The organism is Arthrobacter sp. K410C (assembly GCF_059090105.1).
In genome coordinates this window covers 93,009-108,885 of the sequence record NZ_JBNHFJ010000008.1, presented here as the reverse complement: position 1 = coordinate 108,885, position 15,877 = coordinate 93,009, and the positions used below count along the sequence as shown (strand labels likewise).

Sequence of the window (15,877 nt, the reverse complement as noted above, 5' to 3'; positions counted from 1 at the left end):
TTCCCGCTGCTACTTGCCGACGGCGAGCCGGATCATCGACCAGGACACGGCCGGAAGCTCCGCGGTGAGGCGGCCGCCGTCGGCCTGTGCCGTGACATTCTCCGCGGGCAGGACGGAGGTGGAATCGTCTGCGGTGGCCTGCCAGTAGGGGTCCTTGTTGGCGTAAGTGAGGGCCTCCACCACGCCTACGTTGCCGAGTGCGGACACCGCGGCGTCCAGCCGCAGCGCGTCCGTGGCCGAGCGGTTGACGGCGAACACCACCGCTTCGCCCTTGTCGGCGTCGTAGGTTGCGACCGCGGACACGGCGGCAAAGTCCGTCGTCTTGCCCCCGCTGACCAGCGGGGATTCGACGGCGAGCTGCAGCACAGTGCCCGATGCGTGGCGGGAGGTCAGGGCGAACGGGTGGAAGGTGGTCTGCTTCCAGGCACGTCCGCCCGGCTCGGTCATGATGGGGGCGATGACGTTCACCAGCTGCGCCAGGCTCGCTGAGTGCACCCGGTCGGTGTTGCGGAGCAGCGTGATCAGCAGGTCCCCGACCACGACGGCGTCCGCCACCGTGTAGATGTCTTCCAGCAGCACGGGGGCCACCGGCCAGTCCTTGCCGCTCGGCGCCGTGGATTCACCGCGGCTCATGTGCCAGACATTCCACTCGTCGAAGGAGATGTTGACCTGCTTGTCGGACTTCTTGACCGACTTCACGTGGTCGATGTGGGCCACGATGTCGCGGATGAAGGCGTCCATCCGGTGCCCGGCGGACAGGTGTTCCTGCAGGTCGCCGAAGTCCTCGAAATACTGGTGGGCAGAGACCAGGTCCACCAGGTCGTAGGTCTCGCTGAGCACCACGTGTTCCCACTCGCCGAACGTGGGCATGGTGGGCCCGGAGCTGCCGCAGGCCACGAGCTCAAGGTCCGGATCGATCATTCGCATGCCCCGGGCGGTGTCCGCCGCGAGCCGGCCGTACTCATGGGCACTCTTATGGCCGATCTGCCACGGGCCGTCCATCTCGTTGCCCAGGCACCACATTTTGATGCCGTAGCCCTTTTCCGCACCATTGGCCCGGCGCTGGTCCGAGAAGGCCGTCCCGCCGTCGATGTTGCAGTACTCCAGCAGGTCCAGCGCTTCCTGCGTTCCACGGGTGCCGAGATTGACGGCCATCATGGTCTCCACCCCAGCCTTGGCGGACCACTTGGCGAATTCGTCCACGCCCACCAGGTTGGGGTCACTGGAGTGCCAGGCAAGGTCCAGGCGCACCGGGCGCTGCTCCACCGGGCCCACACCATCCTCCCAGCGGTAGCCGGACACGAAGTTGCCGCCGGGGTACCGCACCGTGGAAACCCCCAGTTCACGGGTGAGTTCCAGGACGTCCCCGCGGAAGCCGTCCTGGTCCGCCGAAGTGTGCTCCGGCTCAAAAATGCCGGTGTACACGCAGCGGCCAAGGTGCTCCACGAAGGCGCCGAAAGTGCGCCGCCGGACAGGCCCCACCACAAATGCGGGATCCACGGTGATCTTCGCCGCGGCTGATTCTGCTGTGGTCACGAAAATATCCTCACTCCTATTTTACAACGTTATAGAGGACCATTGTTGAGACTCCCGCAGCAGGAGTCAAGCAAATAAAAGAAAGTACTTTAGGAAGTGTCCCGGTGGGGGACGTCGAGCCCTCAAGCCACCCACCTGCGGCAATGGGAACCGGCGGGGCGTGGCCAGCGAACCCAAGTACTACCTAATCTCAAAAACGAGTACCTCCTACGCGTTCATCCCCCACAGCCCCGCAACTAGGTTTCTTACCAGACACAAAAGTGACGCGGCTCGCGGTACATGGCTCACGAGGGGGTGTGAGACTGGCAATGCATGCACGACATATAAGTTCGGCCTTCCCGGTCCAACGGACACGGGTATTGAGCGGGGCCGGCGACGAGGAGGCCTACGAGACCAAGGCCTCTCCCCCAGCCGTCGTCGGCCCCCCTGTTCCGCCGCGGAACCCGGGCCCCCGCGCGGCAGCCGGCATTGCCGGAGTGGCCACGCCCGGTACCGGCGGCCAGGACGTGCTGCTGGATCTGGTGACCGGCACTGACTCGTTGGGAGAATCCCTCGCCCGCCTGGTGACCGCTTCCGCGCAGGCCGTTGTCCGCCAGGCAGGACTCCGCATCGAATGTGGGGTCATAGTCCACCAGCCCAAGAAGCCGCCCGCTGTCACCGGCACCTCGGAAGAAGTCGTCCGGCTGCTCGAATGGGAGCACCGGGCGGCTGAGGGACCGGTGCGCGAGGTCCTCGCCGGCGGCCAGCCAGTGGCAGTTCTCCAGCGCAACGGCGACTTCCGCTGGCCGCATTACTGTGACCAGCTGCAGCAGGCCGGCTTCGGCAGCGTCCTTGGCGTGCGGCTGCCGCTGAGCAGCGAGACCCCCGCCAATGGCACCAGGGAGGGCGGCGCTGCAGGCGGCGCTACCACAAAGGGCCCGGACGGGACCGCCGGCACCCAGCACCGGGAAGAAAGGCCGGCCGCCCTGGCATTCTTCGCCCAGGACGCCAAGGCCTTCCCACTACAGGTCATCGCGGAGGCACGCTCGTTCGCGGGTCTTGCAGCCAAAAGCCTGCAGATGGCCATCGACCTGCATACCGCCCGCTCCATGGCCACCGACCTGCGCTCCGCCCTGGACAGCCGCACGTCGATCAACGTTGCCTGCGGCGTCATCATGGCGCAGAACAGGTGCTCCTACCACGAGGCCTTTTCCATCCTGGCGAAGGCGTCCAGCCACCGGAACATCAAGGTGCGCAGGATCGCCGAGGACATCCTGGAGCGGCTGCCGGAGGGTCCCCCGCGCGCCCACTTCGGGCATTGAGCGTACACCTCGGCCACCGCCCACCTCCTTAGGGTTTTTGTCCAGATATGGAGGCTTCAGATGAAGTTAGCTCGACATATCTGGACAAAAACTCGCAGGGTTCGCTAGATGCCGCCAGCCAGCTTGTAGTAGGCGGCGTTCCAGTTCAGGTCCTTCTTGAACTGGCGGATGGTGGTGCCTTCGTCGATGGTGAGCAGCTCGGTCTTGGCAATCTCGGCGAAGTCCTCGAACACGTCCATGCCCACCTGGGTGGACAGCACGGTGTGGTGCGCGGCGCCGGCGGTCAGCCAGGCGGCGGCGGACGTGGCGAAGTCCGGCTTGGGCTGCCACAGGGCGCGTGCGACCGGCAGGTTGGGCAGCGGCTGGTCCAGGGGAACGACGTCGACGGCGTTGGCCACCAGGCGGAAACGGTCCCGCATGTCGGACAGCGCGACGACGACACCCGGGGAGGCATCGGCGTCGAACACCAGCCGGACCGGGTCCTCCTTGCCGCCGATGCCCAGCGGATGGATCTCCAGCCGCGGCTTGCCGGCGGTCAGGGACGGGCAGACCTCCAACATGTGGGCGCCCAGGATCTTCTCCGAGCCCGGTTCCAGGTGGTAGGTGTAGTCCTCCATCAGGGACGCGCCGCCCGGCAGGTCCCCACCCATCACTTTCGCAGCCCGGACCAGGATGGCGGTCTTCCAGTCGCCTTCGGCACCGAAGCCGTAGCCGGCAGCCATGAGCCGCTGCACCGCCAGGCCGGGAAGCTGGCGGAGCGCACCAAGGTCCTCGAAGGACGTGGTGAACGCTGCCGAACCGTTGGCCTCCAGGAAGCTCCGCAGGCCCAGCTCGATCCGGGCACCGTATCGCAGCGACTCGTGCCGGGCCGCGCCTGGGCGGAGCTCCGGAACAACGTCGTAGAGGTCCTCATACTCGGCCACCAGGGCGTCGACGTCGGACTCGGCGGCCGCGTGAACGGCGTCCGCGAGCTCGTTCACGGACCAGGTGTTGACCGCGACGCCAAAACGCAGCTCCGCCTCGGTCTTGTCGCCTTCGGTGACGGCGACGTTGCGCATGTTGTCGCCAAAGCGGGTCAGCTTGAGGGTGCGCACGGCGGCCCAGCCGGCGGCAGCGCGCTGCCAGGAGCCCACTTGCCGGGCCACCTCGGGGTTGGACACATGCCCGACGACGGTCTTGCGTGCGATGCCGAGGCGGGACTGGATGTACCCGAATTCGCGGTCGCCGTGGGCGGCTTGGTTCAGGTTCATGAAGTCGAAGTCGATGTCTGCCCAGGGCAGGTCCCGGTTGGCCTGTGTGTGCAGGTGCAGCAGTGGCTTGCGGAGCAGGTCCAGGCCCTGGATCCACATCTTTGCCGGGCTGAATGTGTGCATCCAGGCGGTGACGCCGATGACGGAATCGTCTGAGTTTGCTTCCAGCGCCGTCCGGCGGATTGCGTCCGAATCGGTCAGGACCGGTTTCCAGACCAGCCGGACCGGGACGTCGGAGCTGGCGTTGAGCTGGTTGGCGATTTCCTGCGACTGCGCTGCCACCTGCTTCAGGACGTCCTCGCCGTAGAGGTGCTGGCTGCCGGTGAGGAACCAGACCTCATAGCCGTCAAGGGAGGTGGATGCTGCGGTGCTCATGGGTTCTCCTGGGATGTAAGCCTGAAAAGGGGCCTGATGGCTATTGGCCGTAGACGTTCTGGTAGCGGGCATAGAGCGAATCGATGTTGCCCTGGTCGATGGGCTTCGGCTCGCCCAGCTGCCGGGAGATGTGCACCGTCCGGGCCACTTCCTCACACATCACCGCTGCCTTCACCGCGGAGCGGGCGTCCTTGCCGATGGTGAACGGTCCGTGGTTCTGCATCAGCACCGCTGGCGAGTTCGAGTTCTTGAGCGTCTCCACGATGCCGTGGCCGATCGAGTCGTCACCGATCAGCGCGAACGGCCCCACCGGAATTTCGCCGCCGAATTCGTCGCTCATCATGGTGAGCACGCAGGGGATTGCCTCCCCGCGGGCTGCCCAGGCGGTGGCGTAGGTGGAATGGGTGTGCACCACCCCGCCCACCTCGGGCATATGCCGGTACACGTAGGCGTGCGCTGCCGTGTCCGACGACGGCGACAATGGCGGGTTGCCCCACTCGCCGTCGTCGTTCCCCGCCACGGGCACCCCGTAGAGATCGGTGACCACCATCTGCTCCGGGGTCAGGTCCTGGTAGGACACACCGGAGGGCTTGATCACCATCAGCTCGTGACCGGGCACCCGGGCGGAGACATTGCCGGCCGTCCACACCACCAGTTCATAGCGGGTCAGCTCGGCGTGCAGGGCGCAGACTTCCTCCCGGATACGGCCGATTGCCTCGAGGATCGGGCTGCTCATGCCGGCACCTCCACGGCGGCCGGGCCGGAAGCCAGGAGTGAGCCGGAGGCCCTTCGCTGGATGGCCTTGAGCCGGTGCATCACGTCGTTGCCGCCCCGCCCGAAGTAATCGTGCAGCGCCTTGTACTCCTGGAAGAGTTCCTCGTAGGCTGCCACGTTCTCCGGAATGGGCGTGTACACCTCGCCGGGTTCCGCGCCCATGGCGGCGGCGGCCTCCCGGATGTCCGCATACTTCCCGGCGGCCACGGCGGCGTGGATGGCGGAGCCCAGCGCCGGCCCCTGGGCGGAACCGATGGTGGAGAGCTGCAGCCCGGTGGCGTCGGCGTAGATCTGCATGAGGAGCCGGTTCTTGAGCAGCCCGCCGGCCACAATGAATTCCTTGACCGGGACGCCGGCCTCCCGGAAGGCATCAACGATGGTGCGGGTGCCGAACGCGGTGGCCTCGAGCAGCGCCCGGTAGGTGTCCTCGGGTTTAGTGGCGAGGGTCTGGCCCACCACGATGCCCGAGAGCTCGTGGTCCACCAGCACCGACCGGTTGCCGGAGTGCCAGTCGAGCGCGATCAGCCCGTGTTCACCGATGGCCTGCGACGAGGCCAGTTCAGTGAGGTATTCGTGGATTCCCATTCCCGCGGCATCGGCAGCCTCATGGTACTCGGGCGGAACGCCGTACTTGGTGAACCAGCCGAAGATATCGCCGACGCCGGACTGGCCAGCCTCGTAGCCCCACAGCCCGTCCACGATGCCGCCGTCCACCACACCGCACATTCCCGGTACTTCCCGGAGTTCGGTGCCGCTCATGACGTGGCAGGTGGACGTGCCCATAATGGCCACCAGCTGGCCCGGGTCCACCGCCCGAGCGGCGGGAGCGGTGACGTGCGCGTCCACGTTGCCTACCGCCACGGCGATGCCCTCCGGCAAACCGGTCCAGGCGGCTGCTTCGGCAGTGAGGTACCCGGCGGCGTCACCAAGGCGGCCGATGGCGTGTTCCAGTTTGCTGCTGACGAAGTCCTTGAACTGCGGGTTCAGCGCGGCCAGGAAGTCCTCTGACGGGTACCGTCCGTCCTGGTAGATTCCCTTGTAGCCGGCGGTGCAGGCGTTCCGGACATAGATGCCGCTGAGTTGCCAGACGATCCAGTCGGCCGCTTCCACCCAGTGGTCCATCGCCGCGTACGCTTCCGGGTCCTCCTCCAGCAGCTGCAGGCCCTTGGCGAATTCCCACTCCGAGGAGATCAGTCCACCGTAGCGGGGCAGCCAGTCCTCGCCGCGCTCCGCGGCGAGCCGGTTGATCCGGTCCGCCTGCGGCTGCGCGGCATGGTGGCGCCACAGCTTCACATAGGCGTGCGGGCGGTTCGCAAACCCGGGCACCTCATTCAGCGGCGTTCCGTCAGCCTTGACCGGCACCATGGTGCAGGCGGTGAAGTCCGTGGCGATGCCTACGACGGCGGCGGGGTTGATCCCCGCGTCAGCGATGGCCGCAGGAACGGCGTTCCGCAGGACGTCCCGGTAGTCGTTGGGCACCTGCAGGGCCCATTCGCCGGGAAGCCGTGCGGCGCCGTCGCCCGCTGTGTCCGCGGGCAGGGCATGGGTGACCACGGCATGCGGGTAGTCATGCACCCCGCTGCCGAGCTCCTTGCCGTCCCGGACCCGCACCACAACGGCACGGCCGGACAGCGTTCCGTAATCCACGCCGATAACAAAGACGTCCGAGCCGTCAAATGCGTCCATTGAAAATCCTCCAGATAGCTGCCGCAGCACTGCGGCCTGGTGTCAATTGTGAGCGCTAACAAGAGTGAAGTCAACAAGCCTTCCCCTGCTCCCCCTCCCCCACTTGGAGTTTTTGTCCAGATATGGAGACATCCAGGGTGCTGAAGTCGCCATATCTGCCCAAAAGCTCCAACGAAGGAAGGGCAGGGGAACCGGCTTCTTGAAAAGTGCGTCAGGGCGGCGCCAATGGGTAAGGGAAGCAGGGACCGAAACTTCCATCAACGGGGAGAGCCCATGACCGACCCCGAGCCACCGCCGTCCGCCGGCAGCCGCTCCCTGGCCTGGCTGGCCGGCCCCCTCGCCACGGGCCTGGGCTGGACCGCACATATGCTCGGCGGAGGCCGCTCCCCCGCCCTCCTCATCGTCGTGGCGTTGGCAGCCTTGCTTGGGATGGCAGCGGCCATGGCGGGGCGGCGGCGCCTTCCGCCCTGGGCGGTCCTTGTTTCTGCCGGGCTGGCGCAGCAACTCCTGCACCTTGCCTTCAGCGCGCTCTCCTTCGCCAGCGGTTTCGCCCTGCCCGGGCACGGCCATGGGAATGCGCCGTCCCCGGAGGCGGAGGAGGAGCCAGGCCAGGCCGCCGCCCAGGACCTGCACCTGCTGCTGTACCTGCACGCCGCGGCCGCACTGCTGACTGCGCTTGCAGTGACCCAGTGGGAAAGAATCAAACAGTGGCGCAGGCAGGAACCGGCAGCAGGAGACAAAACGGGCGTCAGGAAGTGAGTGTGCCCCGGACGATGCTGACGCTTGAGTGTGCGGGATTCCCGTCCACCGGTTCGTCCGAGACATCAACAATGGGGTACTCGGAAAGCTCCAGCCCCGCCGGCACCTGGAACGTCCCGGTGTCCGCGTTCATCACGCCCAGGCTGACCAGCTTCGACAGGTCGGGCGCGATCAGCCACACCTCCTGGTAGCCCTGCGCCTCGTCCTTGCTGAGCTCGACTTCCAGGGTGCGGGCACCGTCCTGCGTCTCCACCACCCGGGCCGAGCCCGTTGCCGAGAACGATGCCAGCGGGGTCAGCTGGGCCTCGGCCAGCGCCAGTGGCTGGGGCGGCCGGTTGAGTGCCCAGATCCCGCCGAGGGCCACCACCACTGCAGCGGCCGCAGCCACCAACCAGGTTCCGCTGCGCTGCCACCACGCACGGCCTTTCCTTGCGGCCCGGGCTTGGGATATGTCCGCCGGCGGGGCAAGGACCGACGACGGCGCAATGTCCGACGGCGGAACGCGGCCCTGGTGCCCGGCGGAGGCCAGGGGATCCTCCCGCACTGACGCCGACAGCCCGAGTTCCCGGTGGATGCCGTCCCACACCTGGGGCCCGGGAACGGAGAGCCGGCTGCTGTCCGGCGTCGATTTCACTGCATCCACGGCTCGGCGCAGCGCGGCAAACTCGGAGGCGCAGGCCGGGCACACCTCCAGGTGCTCCCTGCTGCCGTCGTCCCAGTCGTCATACAGGGCAAGGAGGCTCAACTCTTCCGGATCAAGATGCGGCATGGTCTACCTCCAATCTTTTCCTCAAATGCGTCAGGCTGCGGCGGATGTGGCTCTTGACCGTACCAAGCGGAAGGTCAAGTTTCCGCGAAATCTGCTCGTGCGTCAGGTCTTCGTAGAAGGCGAGCTTCATGATGGAGCCCTGGGGTTCGCCCAGCCGTTCCAGTTCCCCGTCCAGCAGCAGCCGGTCCGCCAGGACCTCCGCCGCCTCGGTACCGGAGCCCGGTTCGTCGGCCATCCCGGCGCCTGCTGCCGCCATTGCCTTTCGGGCTTCGCGCGCGGACGCGGACCGGGCGTCGGCAATGGCGTTCCGGGTGATGCCAACAATCCAGGCCGGAAGCCTGGCGGTGTGCGGGTTGAACGTACTCCGGGACCGCCACACCCTGATGAAGACTTCCTGGGTGACGTCGTCCGCCGCTGCACGGTCACCCAGCGAGCGCAGGGCCAGGGTGTGCACCAGCGGGGCGAACTCGCGGTAGGCCGTGGCCAGCGCCTGCTCATCACCGGCCAGGAAGGACGCGGTCAACCCGTCTTCCCACCGGTCGGTGGCCTGCCCAGGAAGTGCCACAGTGGACTCCTTCCCGGCTGCGGTGGCGAGAATCACGGCTGGATCACCGCTCATTCAAGGACCGCGGTGACAATCACATTGTCGCTGTAGTCCATCCGCTCGTCCAGCCATCTCCCGCCGCAGGTGACAACCTTGAGCTCATGTGGCCCGGACCTGCGGAAGAGGGCTTCACCGTCGAATTTGTCCTTGGCCATCAGTTCCACCCGAACCACCCGGTAGGTCAGCGCCGGAGCGCCCTCCCGCCCCACCTGGATGGCCGTTCCCGCCGGCACGGATTTCAGCTGCGAAAACGGTGCGCGATCCGAGGTGGTGTCGATGTGCCCCGCTATGACGGCGGTTCCCTCAGCGGCCCCCGGCGCCGGACCGAACCGGTACCAGGCGGCCTGGTCGAAGGCGTCGGGGATTTCCATGGCCCCCTCAGCTGACACACCCCCCGGAATCACGGGCATGTTGATGGCGGTCCCGGCAACGGTGAGTGCCGTGGGGGCCGGCTGCGCCGGGGCGGCCGGCCCCAGGGTGGCGGCACGGACCGGGACGTCCATTGCAGGAGTCTGAGGTGAGGGGGAAGCCGGGGCGACAGTGGGATCGGCCGCGGCGGTGACCGGCGGGGCCGAGGCTGCTGCCGGCGCGGCTGCCTGGCTGACAGCGGCCGGCGCCGGATCCTGCGCCGGCCCCGCCGGCGCGCAGGCCGGGAGAAGCAAAGCCGCAGCGAGGAAGGCAGCGCCGGCGAAACCGGAGGAACGACGGCGGGACTCCCCTGCCGTCGTCGTGGTGCTGTTCATTTCTTCGCCTTCCCGCGGCCGCCGAAGGATTGCCGCTGTTGAATCAGGCGCCGGCCGCCCGGCTGGAACCGGGCGGCCTGCTTCCTGCTGCAATGTTGTGTGACTGGTTGTTGCTCCTGGTTACCGCTGTGCGCGGGCTGCCCCGATGGCCCGGGCCGCGCCCATGCCGGCGAACACGAGGGCCAGGGCTGCTGCGCCGAAGCCCAGGGCGAGTGCGGCAGGTTCTGCCGGTGCTGCTGAAGCAGCATTGGCGGAGCCGTCAAGTGCACCCGGGACCGAACCCGGCGAGGAGTGCATGCCTTCGATGGTCTGGACGGCCAGCTGCAGGTTGTTGTTGGCCAGGCTGCCCCATGCGTAGACGATGGTGTGCGTGCCCTCTGCGACGGTGACGTCCGCAGGTCCGATGACCGGGGTTGTGGTGCCGGCGGCCGCGACGGCTGCCGGGATGGTGCCGGGGTCAAGGGTCAGGGTCTGCTCGTTCGGGTTGGCCAGGTTGGAGATGACCGCGGTACCGCCGGCCAGGACGTCGACGGCGGGTGCTGCCGCTGCGTGCCGGACGGTGAGTTTGCCCTTGCCTGCCGCGATCTGCGAAACGTCGTTGGTGTAGAGGTTGGCGGTGGGGTTGCCGCCGGCGTCGAGGTTGGCCACGGCGGTGTAGTTGCCGTTGGCCGCCAGGTTGACGCTGACGGGCCCGATCACTGCTGCGCTGGCATCGGCGGCATCCGAGGCAGTGATGGCGAGCTCGTAGGCGCCGGCCGGAAGCGCCAGGGGTCCGGCCAGGGTGCCGGGGGTGAAATCATCCAGGGTCCGTTCGCCGTTGACCCAGACGTCTACGGTGAGTTCGGGAACGCCGTGCAGCACGGAGAGCTGGGCGTCCCCTTCGGCTGCCTGGGCGGGGCTGGCGAGAGCGATTGCTGCCGCAATTGCCGCTGCACCGGCACCTGCTGTGAAGATCCTGTTGCGCATGTCCTTCTCCTTCATCGGCCCGCGTTTGCGGGCGTTTTTTGCTTACACCCCTAGTACTGGTGCAGGCCGGGAGTTGGATGCAGATTCATGGAAAAATCTTCGGGCAATTTTTTCGGACGGGGTGCGCCGGCTCTACCCCGCCGCTGCCGGCGGCGCCGTGCTGGCCCGCAGCACCAGCTCCGGGGTGACGATGGTGGAGCTGACGGCCGCCCCCGCCTCGATTTCTTTCAGCATGATGTCCATGCAGCGCCGGCCCAGCTCCTCGAAGTCCTGCCGCACGGTAGTGAGGGGCGGGGTGAAGTACCCCGATTCCGGCTGGTCATCGAAACCCACCACGGAGACGTCGTCGGGCACGCGGACGCCCGCCTCTGCGAACGCCCGCAGCAGGCCCAGGGCCATCTGGTCATTGCCCACGAAGATTGCCGTGGCGCTGCGCGTTTCCGCCAGTCTCCGGCCGATCTGATAGCCGCTGCCCGCGCTCCAGTCGCCTTCCACCAGGAGCGCGTCCGGCAGGCCGGCGGTGCGGAGCGCGTTGCGCCAGCCCTCGGCCCGTTCGGCGCCGTCCGTCCAGTCCGGCGGCCCGGATAGGTGGCCGATCTGCCGGTGCCCCTGCCCGATGAGGTGTTCGACGGCGAGCTGGGCGCCCCGCCGCTGGTCCACCATGGCGCCGCTGACGTTGCTGTTGCCGAGGGATCCGACGGCCACCACGGGCACGGAAAGCGTCATCTCATCGAGGGCCTTCAAGGTGTCCGAGTGCGGGACCAGCACCGCGATCCCGTCCACTGCCTGGTCCATGAAGTGGCTGATGGCATCCGCGATCGCCTCCCGGCTGATCTCGCGCAGCGCGGCGATGCTGACAAAGTAGCCGGCGTCGCGGGCGGCGTGCTCCACGCCGAGGAGGGTATTGGCCGGACCGTACTGGGACAGCTCGTTGGCCAGGACCCCGATGGTCTGCGAGCGCCGGGTCACCAGGCTCCGGGCCGCAGTATTCCGCCGGTAGCCCAGTTCCGCGATGGCCGCCTCCACTTTTTCGCGGGTGGCCTTGCTGACGTTGGGGTGGTTGTTGACCACGCGCGAAACTGTCTGGTGGGAGACACCCGCCACGTCCGCCACATCTTCCAGACGCGGCATCCTGCCTTTGCTGCTTTTTGCCATGAGCCTATTGTCCCTGCAATACAAAACAGCAGGCCGGAGGCGAATCGCCTCCGGCCTGCCGTGCGGGTGGGCCCTGTGGGGCTCGAACCCACGACCCACGGATTAAAAGTCCGATGCTCTACCAACTGAGCTAAAGGCCCCTGCCGGCCGGTTCAACATGTCTGTGTCGTGCCGCCCGGCCCAATCCATTTCTGGACGTTAATACTCTAACGCATGGTTCCGGCGCCTTCGCACGCCTGCCGGGCACCGCCGTCGGGCTTTTTCCGGAAGGGCCGGGGACGCTCGTATCCGGCACGGCACAGGAGTAGCGTGGGGGCATGAGTGAGCAAGCAGGATCAAGTCCCTACGGTGGCGCGCACCGGCACCACAAGCCCAAACCCTTCGCTCCCATCGACTTTGAGCCCTTCGCCGGCGGTGCCGATCCCGCCCGGGTTTCCGAGGCCGCACACCTTGCCGCCCAGGCGCTGGTCCGCCACGGCCGGGACAGCGACGACCCCGTAGTCACCCAGCGCCTGGTCAAGCTCGCCGATGAACAGGGCCTGGAGGCCATTGCAGAGATGTGGGCCGAAAGCCCGGCACGTTCACTTCCCGGCGCGCTTTGGCGCTTGTACGCGCTGCGGGCGGCCACGGTCCAGGACCCCGAGCGCATTTCCGTGTACTTCCGGGCGGGCAGGGACACGGCGCAGGTCTCCAACGTGGTGGCCGGAGCAGCCGAGCCTCCCGGCGCGGACGAGATGACCGCCATGGCCGACGCCATCCTCTCCGGAGCGTTCGACGGCGAGTTCGACGTCGCACTGGAACGTTCCGCCGCCTTCTGCCGCGTAGTGGCACTGGGCCAGGCGACCATCGCCGACGGCGCCGAGCACGCCAACGAGGCCCACGCCAGCAAGCTGACCCGCAATTCGCACCAGCTGGTCAAGACCGCGGAGGACCTGGAGCACGCCGCCAACGCGTGGCGGCTGGGCGAGCTGGACTGATTCCGTCATGTCGCACCCTGCGGGCCCACGGGCCTGCCATTTGGGCCCGTGGGCCCATCACGGCCCAACTGTCAAGATTGACTTGGGAGCGGCATCGTAGAACACTGAAACTGGTGTCGGACCGCGAAACCCCCGGGCTTCAAAACTCAGCCGCCTAGAGCGGCCTACCGCCGAGAGGCGTATCCGGTTCGGCACCATTTTTCTGCCCTTTTCCTGTTTTCCCATTTCAAGGGTGCAGTTACGGCCCGGTAGAGTTAGCGTCAGTTGCCTGCCGGGGTCAAGTCACACGGCAGCAATCCCCGCCCTGTACTTTCCCCGGAGACGGAACCACGTGAAGCTGCGCCTTTTTCCCCAGGAGCCCGCCGGGCTGAACCTTCTCTCGCAGATGGCGCAGCAGATTGTGCTGGCCGGGGGCACGCTGGCCGAGATCCTCGGCGTTCCCGCAGCCGATCATTCCAAGCTGGTCGAGGACATGCACAACCACGAGGCCAAATGCTCCGAACTGCAGTTCGCCCTCCTGACCCACATGCGTACCAGCTTCGTGAACCCCCTCCCCCGCGAGGACATGTACGCACTCTCCCGCTACCTCAATGAAGCGATGGAAAAGATGGACGCCGCCGCGGAACTGGTGGCCCTGTACAAGCTTGACCGGCTGCCCCGGCGCGCAGCGGACCAGCTGGAGATCATCAGCAGGCAGGCCGAGCTGACCGTGGATGCCATGCGCCGGCTGGACAACCTGGACGACCTCGAGGACTACTGGATCGAGATCCTCCGCCTGGCGAAGCGGGCCGAAAGGACCCACCGCCTATGGGTGGCGGACATGATCACCGACATGAAATGGGCGCAGTACTCCCGCAACCGGGACGTGGCCAACCAGCTGGTGGAGGTCACCAAGGATATGCGGCGGATCGCCACGCAAGTGGGCAGCATCATCGTCAAGGAATCCTGAGGTGGTGGCAGCCATCTTCGGCGTGGTGGTCCTGCTGACCGCCGGGTTTGCCTTCCTCAACGGCTTCCGGGATGTCTCGAATGCCGTGGCACTGGCTACGCGCACCCGGGCGCTGACCCCCAGTGTGGCAGTACTGCTGGCCGCCTTCTTCAACTTTATTGGCGCCCTGCTGAGCGCCACCCTGGCTGTCGCGGTGAGCCAGCACTGGATCACGCTGCCGCCGGGAACGGATGGCCTGAGCATCCTGGTTGCCGGGCTAATCAGCGCTTCCGCCTGGGGGCTGCTGATGTGGTGGCGTGGCATTCCCGCTTCCTCCACCCATGCCCTGGTGGGCGGCCTTGCGGGTGCCGGGCTGGCCAGCCTTGCCGTGGGCGGGGCAGGCGTGGGCGGCGTGGACCAGTCGCTGCTGTTCCAGGTGGTCCTCCCCCTGGTCCTGTCCCCGCTGGTGGCCTACAGCGGGGCGTTCCTGATGGTTTTTCCGGCCACCTGGGCGGCGCGGTACACCCAGCCCAATGTGGTGAACCAGCGGTTCCGCCGCAGCCAGGCCATCGCTGCGGGGGCTGTGGCATTCGGCCACGGCCTGCAGGACGGCCAGCGGGTCAGCGCGGTGCTGCTGCTTGCCTTGCTGGCCGCCGGCTATACCGACGGCGGGACCATCCCCCTGTGGGTTGCACTGGTGTCCGCGGTGATGATTACGGCCGGGACCTTGGGCGGCGGGTGGCGGATCTCGCACACCATCGGCTACAAGGTAACGCGCGTTGATCCGTTGCGGGGCTCAACGGCCCAGATTTGGAGTTCGATCATGCTGTTCGTGGGCGCCATCGCCCTGCATTGGCCACTGTCCACCACCCACACCGTCACATCGGCGGTCCTTGGCGCGGGCGAGAACCAGCACTTTTCGGTGACCAACCGGAAGCTGGTCATCCGGATCCTGGGGCTCTGGGCCCTGACCCCCGCTGCCACGGCCGCCACTGCCTTCGTGCTGGCACTGGCCATGTCGCCGCTGGCCGGCTGAGCGGCGGCCAGCGGTCCCGGACGGTACCTTGCAGCCCTGTACAGCCCGCCGCTGGTGACGTAGATTCAAAAGTACGTCCCCTGGCAATGCCGGGGACAGCCGCCCGCCGCCGTGTGCAGGCCCCGCGGGCGTTCGCCGCTGCAGCCAATCGGCGGCTTGGATGCACATTGCGGAAAAGAGCAGGCACCATGTCCATCCCGGATTCGCGCCGCCCTGCGCCCCAGCCGCGGCAGCTCCGATGCGAGACCTGCGGAACCGAACACCAGCTCACCATCCACGCCATCACGGCCCTCGGGGCCGGGGGCGGCGACCTCGTCACGGTCTCCTACACCTGCAACGACTGCAGCCTGTTCCAGGAGCACCTCGCCTATGCGTCCGACGTAGCCGCTGCCCTGCATCAGGTGCGATGGATGGCGCAGGTGATCATGTTCGGCGACGACTACATCCATTGCGGCTTCCCCATGGAAGAGGCCGAGTTCGAAATTGAACGGCTTTGCTACCGCAGCAGCAACAGCGGAAGCGGCCTCAGCGCCGTATGCCTGCCCACCCGGGTCCTGCGCTGCCGCTGCGGCTTCCAGCTGGAAGTTCCGGAATAGCCCCGGGGCTTCCGCCGCATGCGCTATAGCGCTGCCGGAAAGGCAGGCGGCAGTTCCTTGAGGACCTCCGCCAGCTCCTCGGTTGTCAGGTTCGCCGCCTTGCACAGCTGGTCCTGCCCCACACCGGCGCCCGCGGCCTGCCGCAGTGCCTGCATCAGGGCTCCTTGCGCCGCATCGAGCTCCCACTGCATGCTTTCGAGATGAGAGCTGGTCCGCCAGACGGCCGCCAGCAGATCACCGTCTCCACTGTCTCCGGAGCCCGGGACGGCCTGCCCCGCCGCTGCAAAAGGCTCGGCGGCCACGTCCTGCAGCATGGGAAAACCAAGGGCGAAGGGGTCTACGGGCTGGGAGTTGAAGGCCGGAGCGTGGGCTGAGCCGTAAAGCTGATGGCTCCGGGGATTGCTGGCGATCTGTGTCAAGGC

The 15,877-nt window shown here is 67.2% G+C and carries 16 protein-coding genes and 1 tRNA gene; 6 read left to right on the top strand and 11 right to left on the bottom strand.

What is annotated here, in order from left to right; genetic code table 11:
* Positions 1-9: 9 nt before the first annotated feature.
* A complete protein-coding gene (gene arfA / locus AC5RU7_RS13180; RefSeq protein ID WP_494052602.1) occupies positions 10-1,536 on the bottom strand; it encodes an arabinosylfuranosidase ArfA in 1,527 nt (508 codons plus the stop codon).
* Positions 1,537-1,895: 359 nt separating this feature from the next.
* On the opposite strand from arfA, the gene AC5RU7_RS13175 reads away from it, so the two are divergent.
* The gene (locus tag AC5RU7_RS13175; RefSeq protein WP_494052601.1) at positions 1,896-2,837 is read left to right on the top strand and encodes a GAF and ANTAR domain-containing protein; all 942 of its coding nucleotides are present in this window, start codon (positions 1,896-1,898) and stop codon (positions 2,835-2,837) included.
* A 104-nt stretch (positions 2,838-2,941) separates the two neighbouring features.
* Here AC5RU7_RS13175 and araA read toward each other — a convergent pair whose 3' ends face one another.
* The 3 genes from araA to araB are packed head-to-tail and all read right to left on the bottom strand — an operon-like array spanning position 2,942 to position 6,922.
* On the bottom strand, positions 2,942-4,462 hold the full coding sequence (araA, locus tag AC5RU7_RS13170) for an L-arabinose isomerase (RefSeq protein WP_494052600.1): 1,521 nt from the start codon (positions 4,460-4,462) through the stop codon (positions 2,942-2,944).
* A 40-nt stretch (positions 4,463-4,502) separates the two neighbouring features.
* A complete protein-coding gene (locus AC5RU7_RS13165) occupies positions 4,503-5,198 on the bottom strand; it encodes an L-ribulose-5-phosphate 4-epimerase (RefSeq protein ID WP_494052599.1) in 696 nt (231 codons plus the stop codon).
* Entirely contained in the window at positions 5,195-6,922 is a 1,728-nt protein-coding gene (gene araB / locus AC5RU7_RS13160; RefSeq protein WP_494052598.1) for a ribulokinase, read from the bottom strand. Before araB ends, AC5RU7_RS13165 begins: the two co-directional genes overlap by 4 nt.
* 273 nt (positions 6,923-7,195) lie before the next feature.
* Here araB and AC5RU7_RS13155 point away from each other — a divergent pair, with 273 nt between their 5' ends.
* Positions 7,196-7,681 carry a hypothetical protein gene (locus tag AC5RU7_RS13155; protein ID WP_494052597.1) on the top strand — a complete coding sequence of 162 codons (486 nt, stop codon included), beginning with the start codon at positions 7,196-7,198 and terminating at the stop codon, positions 7,679-7,681.
* Here AC5RU7_RS13155 and AC5RU7_RS13150 read toward each other — a convergent pair.
* The 6 genes from AC5RU7_RS13150 to AC5RU7_RS13125 all read right to left on the bottom strand — a co-directional run bounded on the left by AC5RU7_RS13150 (position 7,671) and on the right by AC5RU7_RS13125 (position 12,058).
* On the bottom strand, positions 7,671-8,450 hold the full coding sequence (locus AC5RU7_RS13150; RefSeq protein WP_494052596.1) for an anti-sigma factor: 780 nt from the start codon (positions 8,448-8,450) through the stop codon (positions 7,671-7,673). The genes AC5RU7_RS13155 and AC5RU7_RS13150 overlap by 11 nt on opposite strands.
* Positions 8,437-9,069 (bottom strand): RNA polymerase sigma factor, encoded by a 633-nt coding sequence (locus tag AC5RU7_RS13145; RefSeq protein WP_494052595.1) that lies wholly within the window; start codon positions 9,067-9,069, stop codon positions 8,437-8,439. Before AC5RU7_RS13145 ends, AC5RU7_RS13150 begins: the two co-directional genes overlap by 14 nt.
* Positions 9,066-9,797 carry a class F sortase gene (locus AC5RU7_RS13140; protein WP_494052594.1) on the bottom strand — a complete coding sequence of 244 codons (732 nt, stop codon included), beginning with the start codon at positions 9,795-9,797 and terminating at the stop codon, positions 9,066-9,068. The genes AC5RU7_RS13145 and AC5RU7_RS13140 overlap by 4 nt, the downstream gene beginning before the upstream one ends.
* A 120-nt stretch (positions 9,798-9,917) precedes the next feature.
* Complete coding sequence (locus AC5RU7_RS13135; protein ID WP_494052593.1) at positions 9,918-10,763, bottom strand: DUF4397 domain-containing protein; 846 nt, start codon at positions 10,761-10,763, stop codon at positions 9,918-9,920.
* Positions 10,764-10,895: 132 nt separating this feature from the next.
* Positions 10,896-11,918: a LacI family DNA-binding transcriptional regulator gene (locus AC5RU7_RS13130; RefSeq protein ID WP_494052592.1), complete on the bottom strand. Its 1,023-nt coding sequence runs from the start codon at positions 11,916-11,918 to the stop codon at positions 10,896-10,898.
* Positions 11,919-11,985: 67 nt separating this feature from the next.
* Positions 11,986-12,058 (bottom strand) — tRNA-Lys (locus tag AC5RU7_RS13125).
* 177 nt (positions 12,059-12,235) lie between these two features.
* Here AC5RU7_RS13125 and AC5RU7_RS13120 point away from each other — a divergent pair.
* The 4 genes from AC5RU7_RS13120 (at position 12,236) to AC5RU7_RS13105 (ending at position 15,455) form a co-directional block, all read left to right on the top strand.
* A complete protein-coding gene (locus tag AC5RU7_RS13120) occupies positions 12,236-12,895 on the top strand; it encodes a hypothetical protein (RefSeq protein ID WP_494011828.1) in 660 nt (219 codons plus the stop codon).
* 331 nt (positions 12,896-13,226) lie between these two features.
* Complete coding sequence (locus AC5RU7_RS13115; protein ID WP_494011829.1) at positions 13,227-13,844, top strand: DUF47 domain-containing protein; 618 nt, start codon at positions 13,227-13,229, stop codon at positions 13,842-13,844.
* A gap of 1 nt (position 13,845) precedes the next feature.
* Entirely contained in the window at positions 13,846-14,859 is a 1,014-nt protein-coding gene (locus AC5RU7_RS13110) for an inorganic phosphate transporter (RefSeq protein WP_494052591.1), read from the top strand.
* A gap of 188 nt (positions 14,860-15,047) precedes the next feature.
* Positions 15,048-15,455, top strand: a complete 408-nt coding sequence (locus AC5RU7_RS13105; protein ID WP_494011831.1) for a hypothetical protein — start codon at positions 15,048-15,050, stop codon at positions 15,453-15,455.
* A gap of 23 nt (positions 15,456-15,478) precedes the next feature.
* Here the strand turns inward: AC5RU7_RS13105 and AC5RU7_RS13100 are convergent, their stop codons facing one another.
* Positions 15,479-15,874, bottom strand: a complete 396-nt coding sequence (locus AC5RU7_RS13100) for a hypothetical protein (RefSeq protein WP_494052590.1) — start codon at positions 15,872-15,874, stop codon at positions 15,479-15,481.
* Between the last annotated feature and the right edge of the window lie 3 nt (positions 15,875-15,877).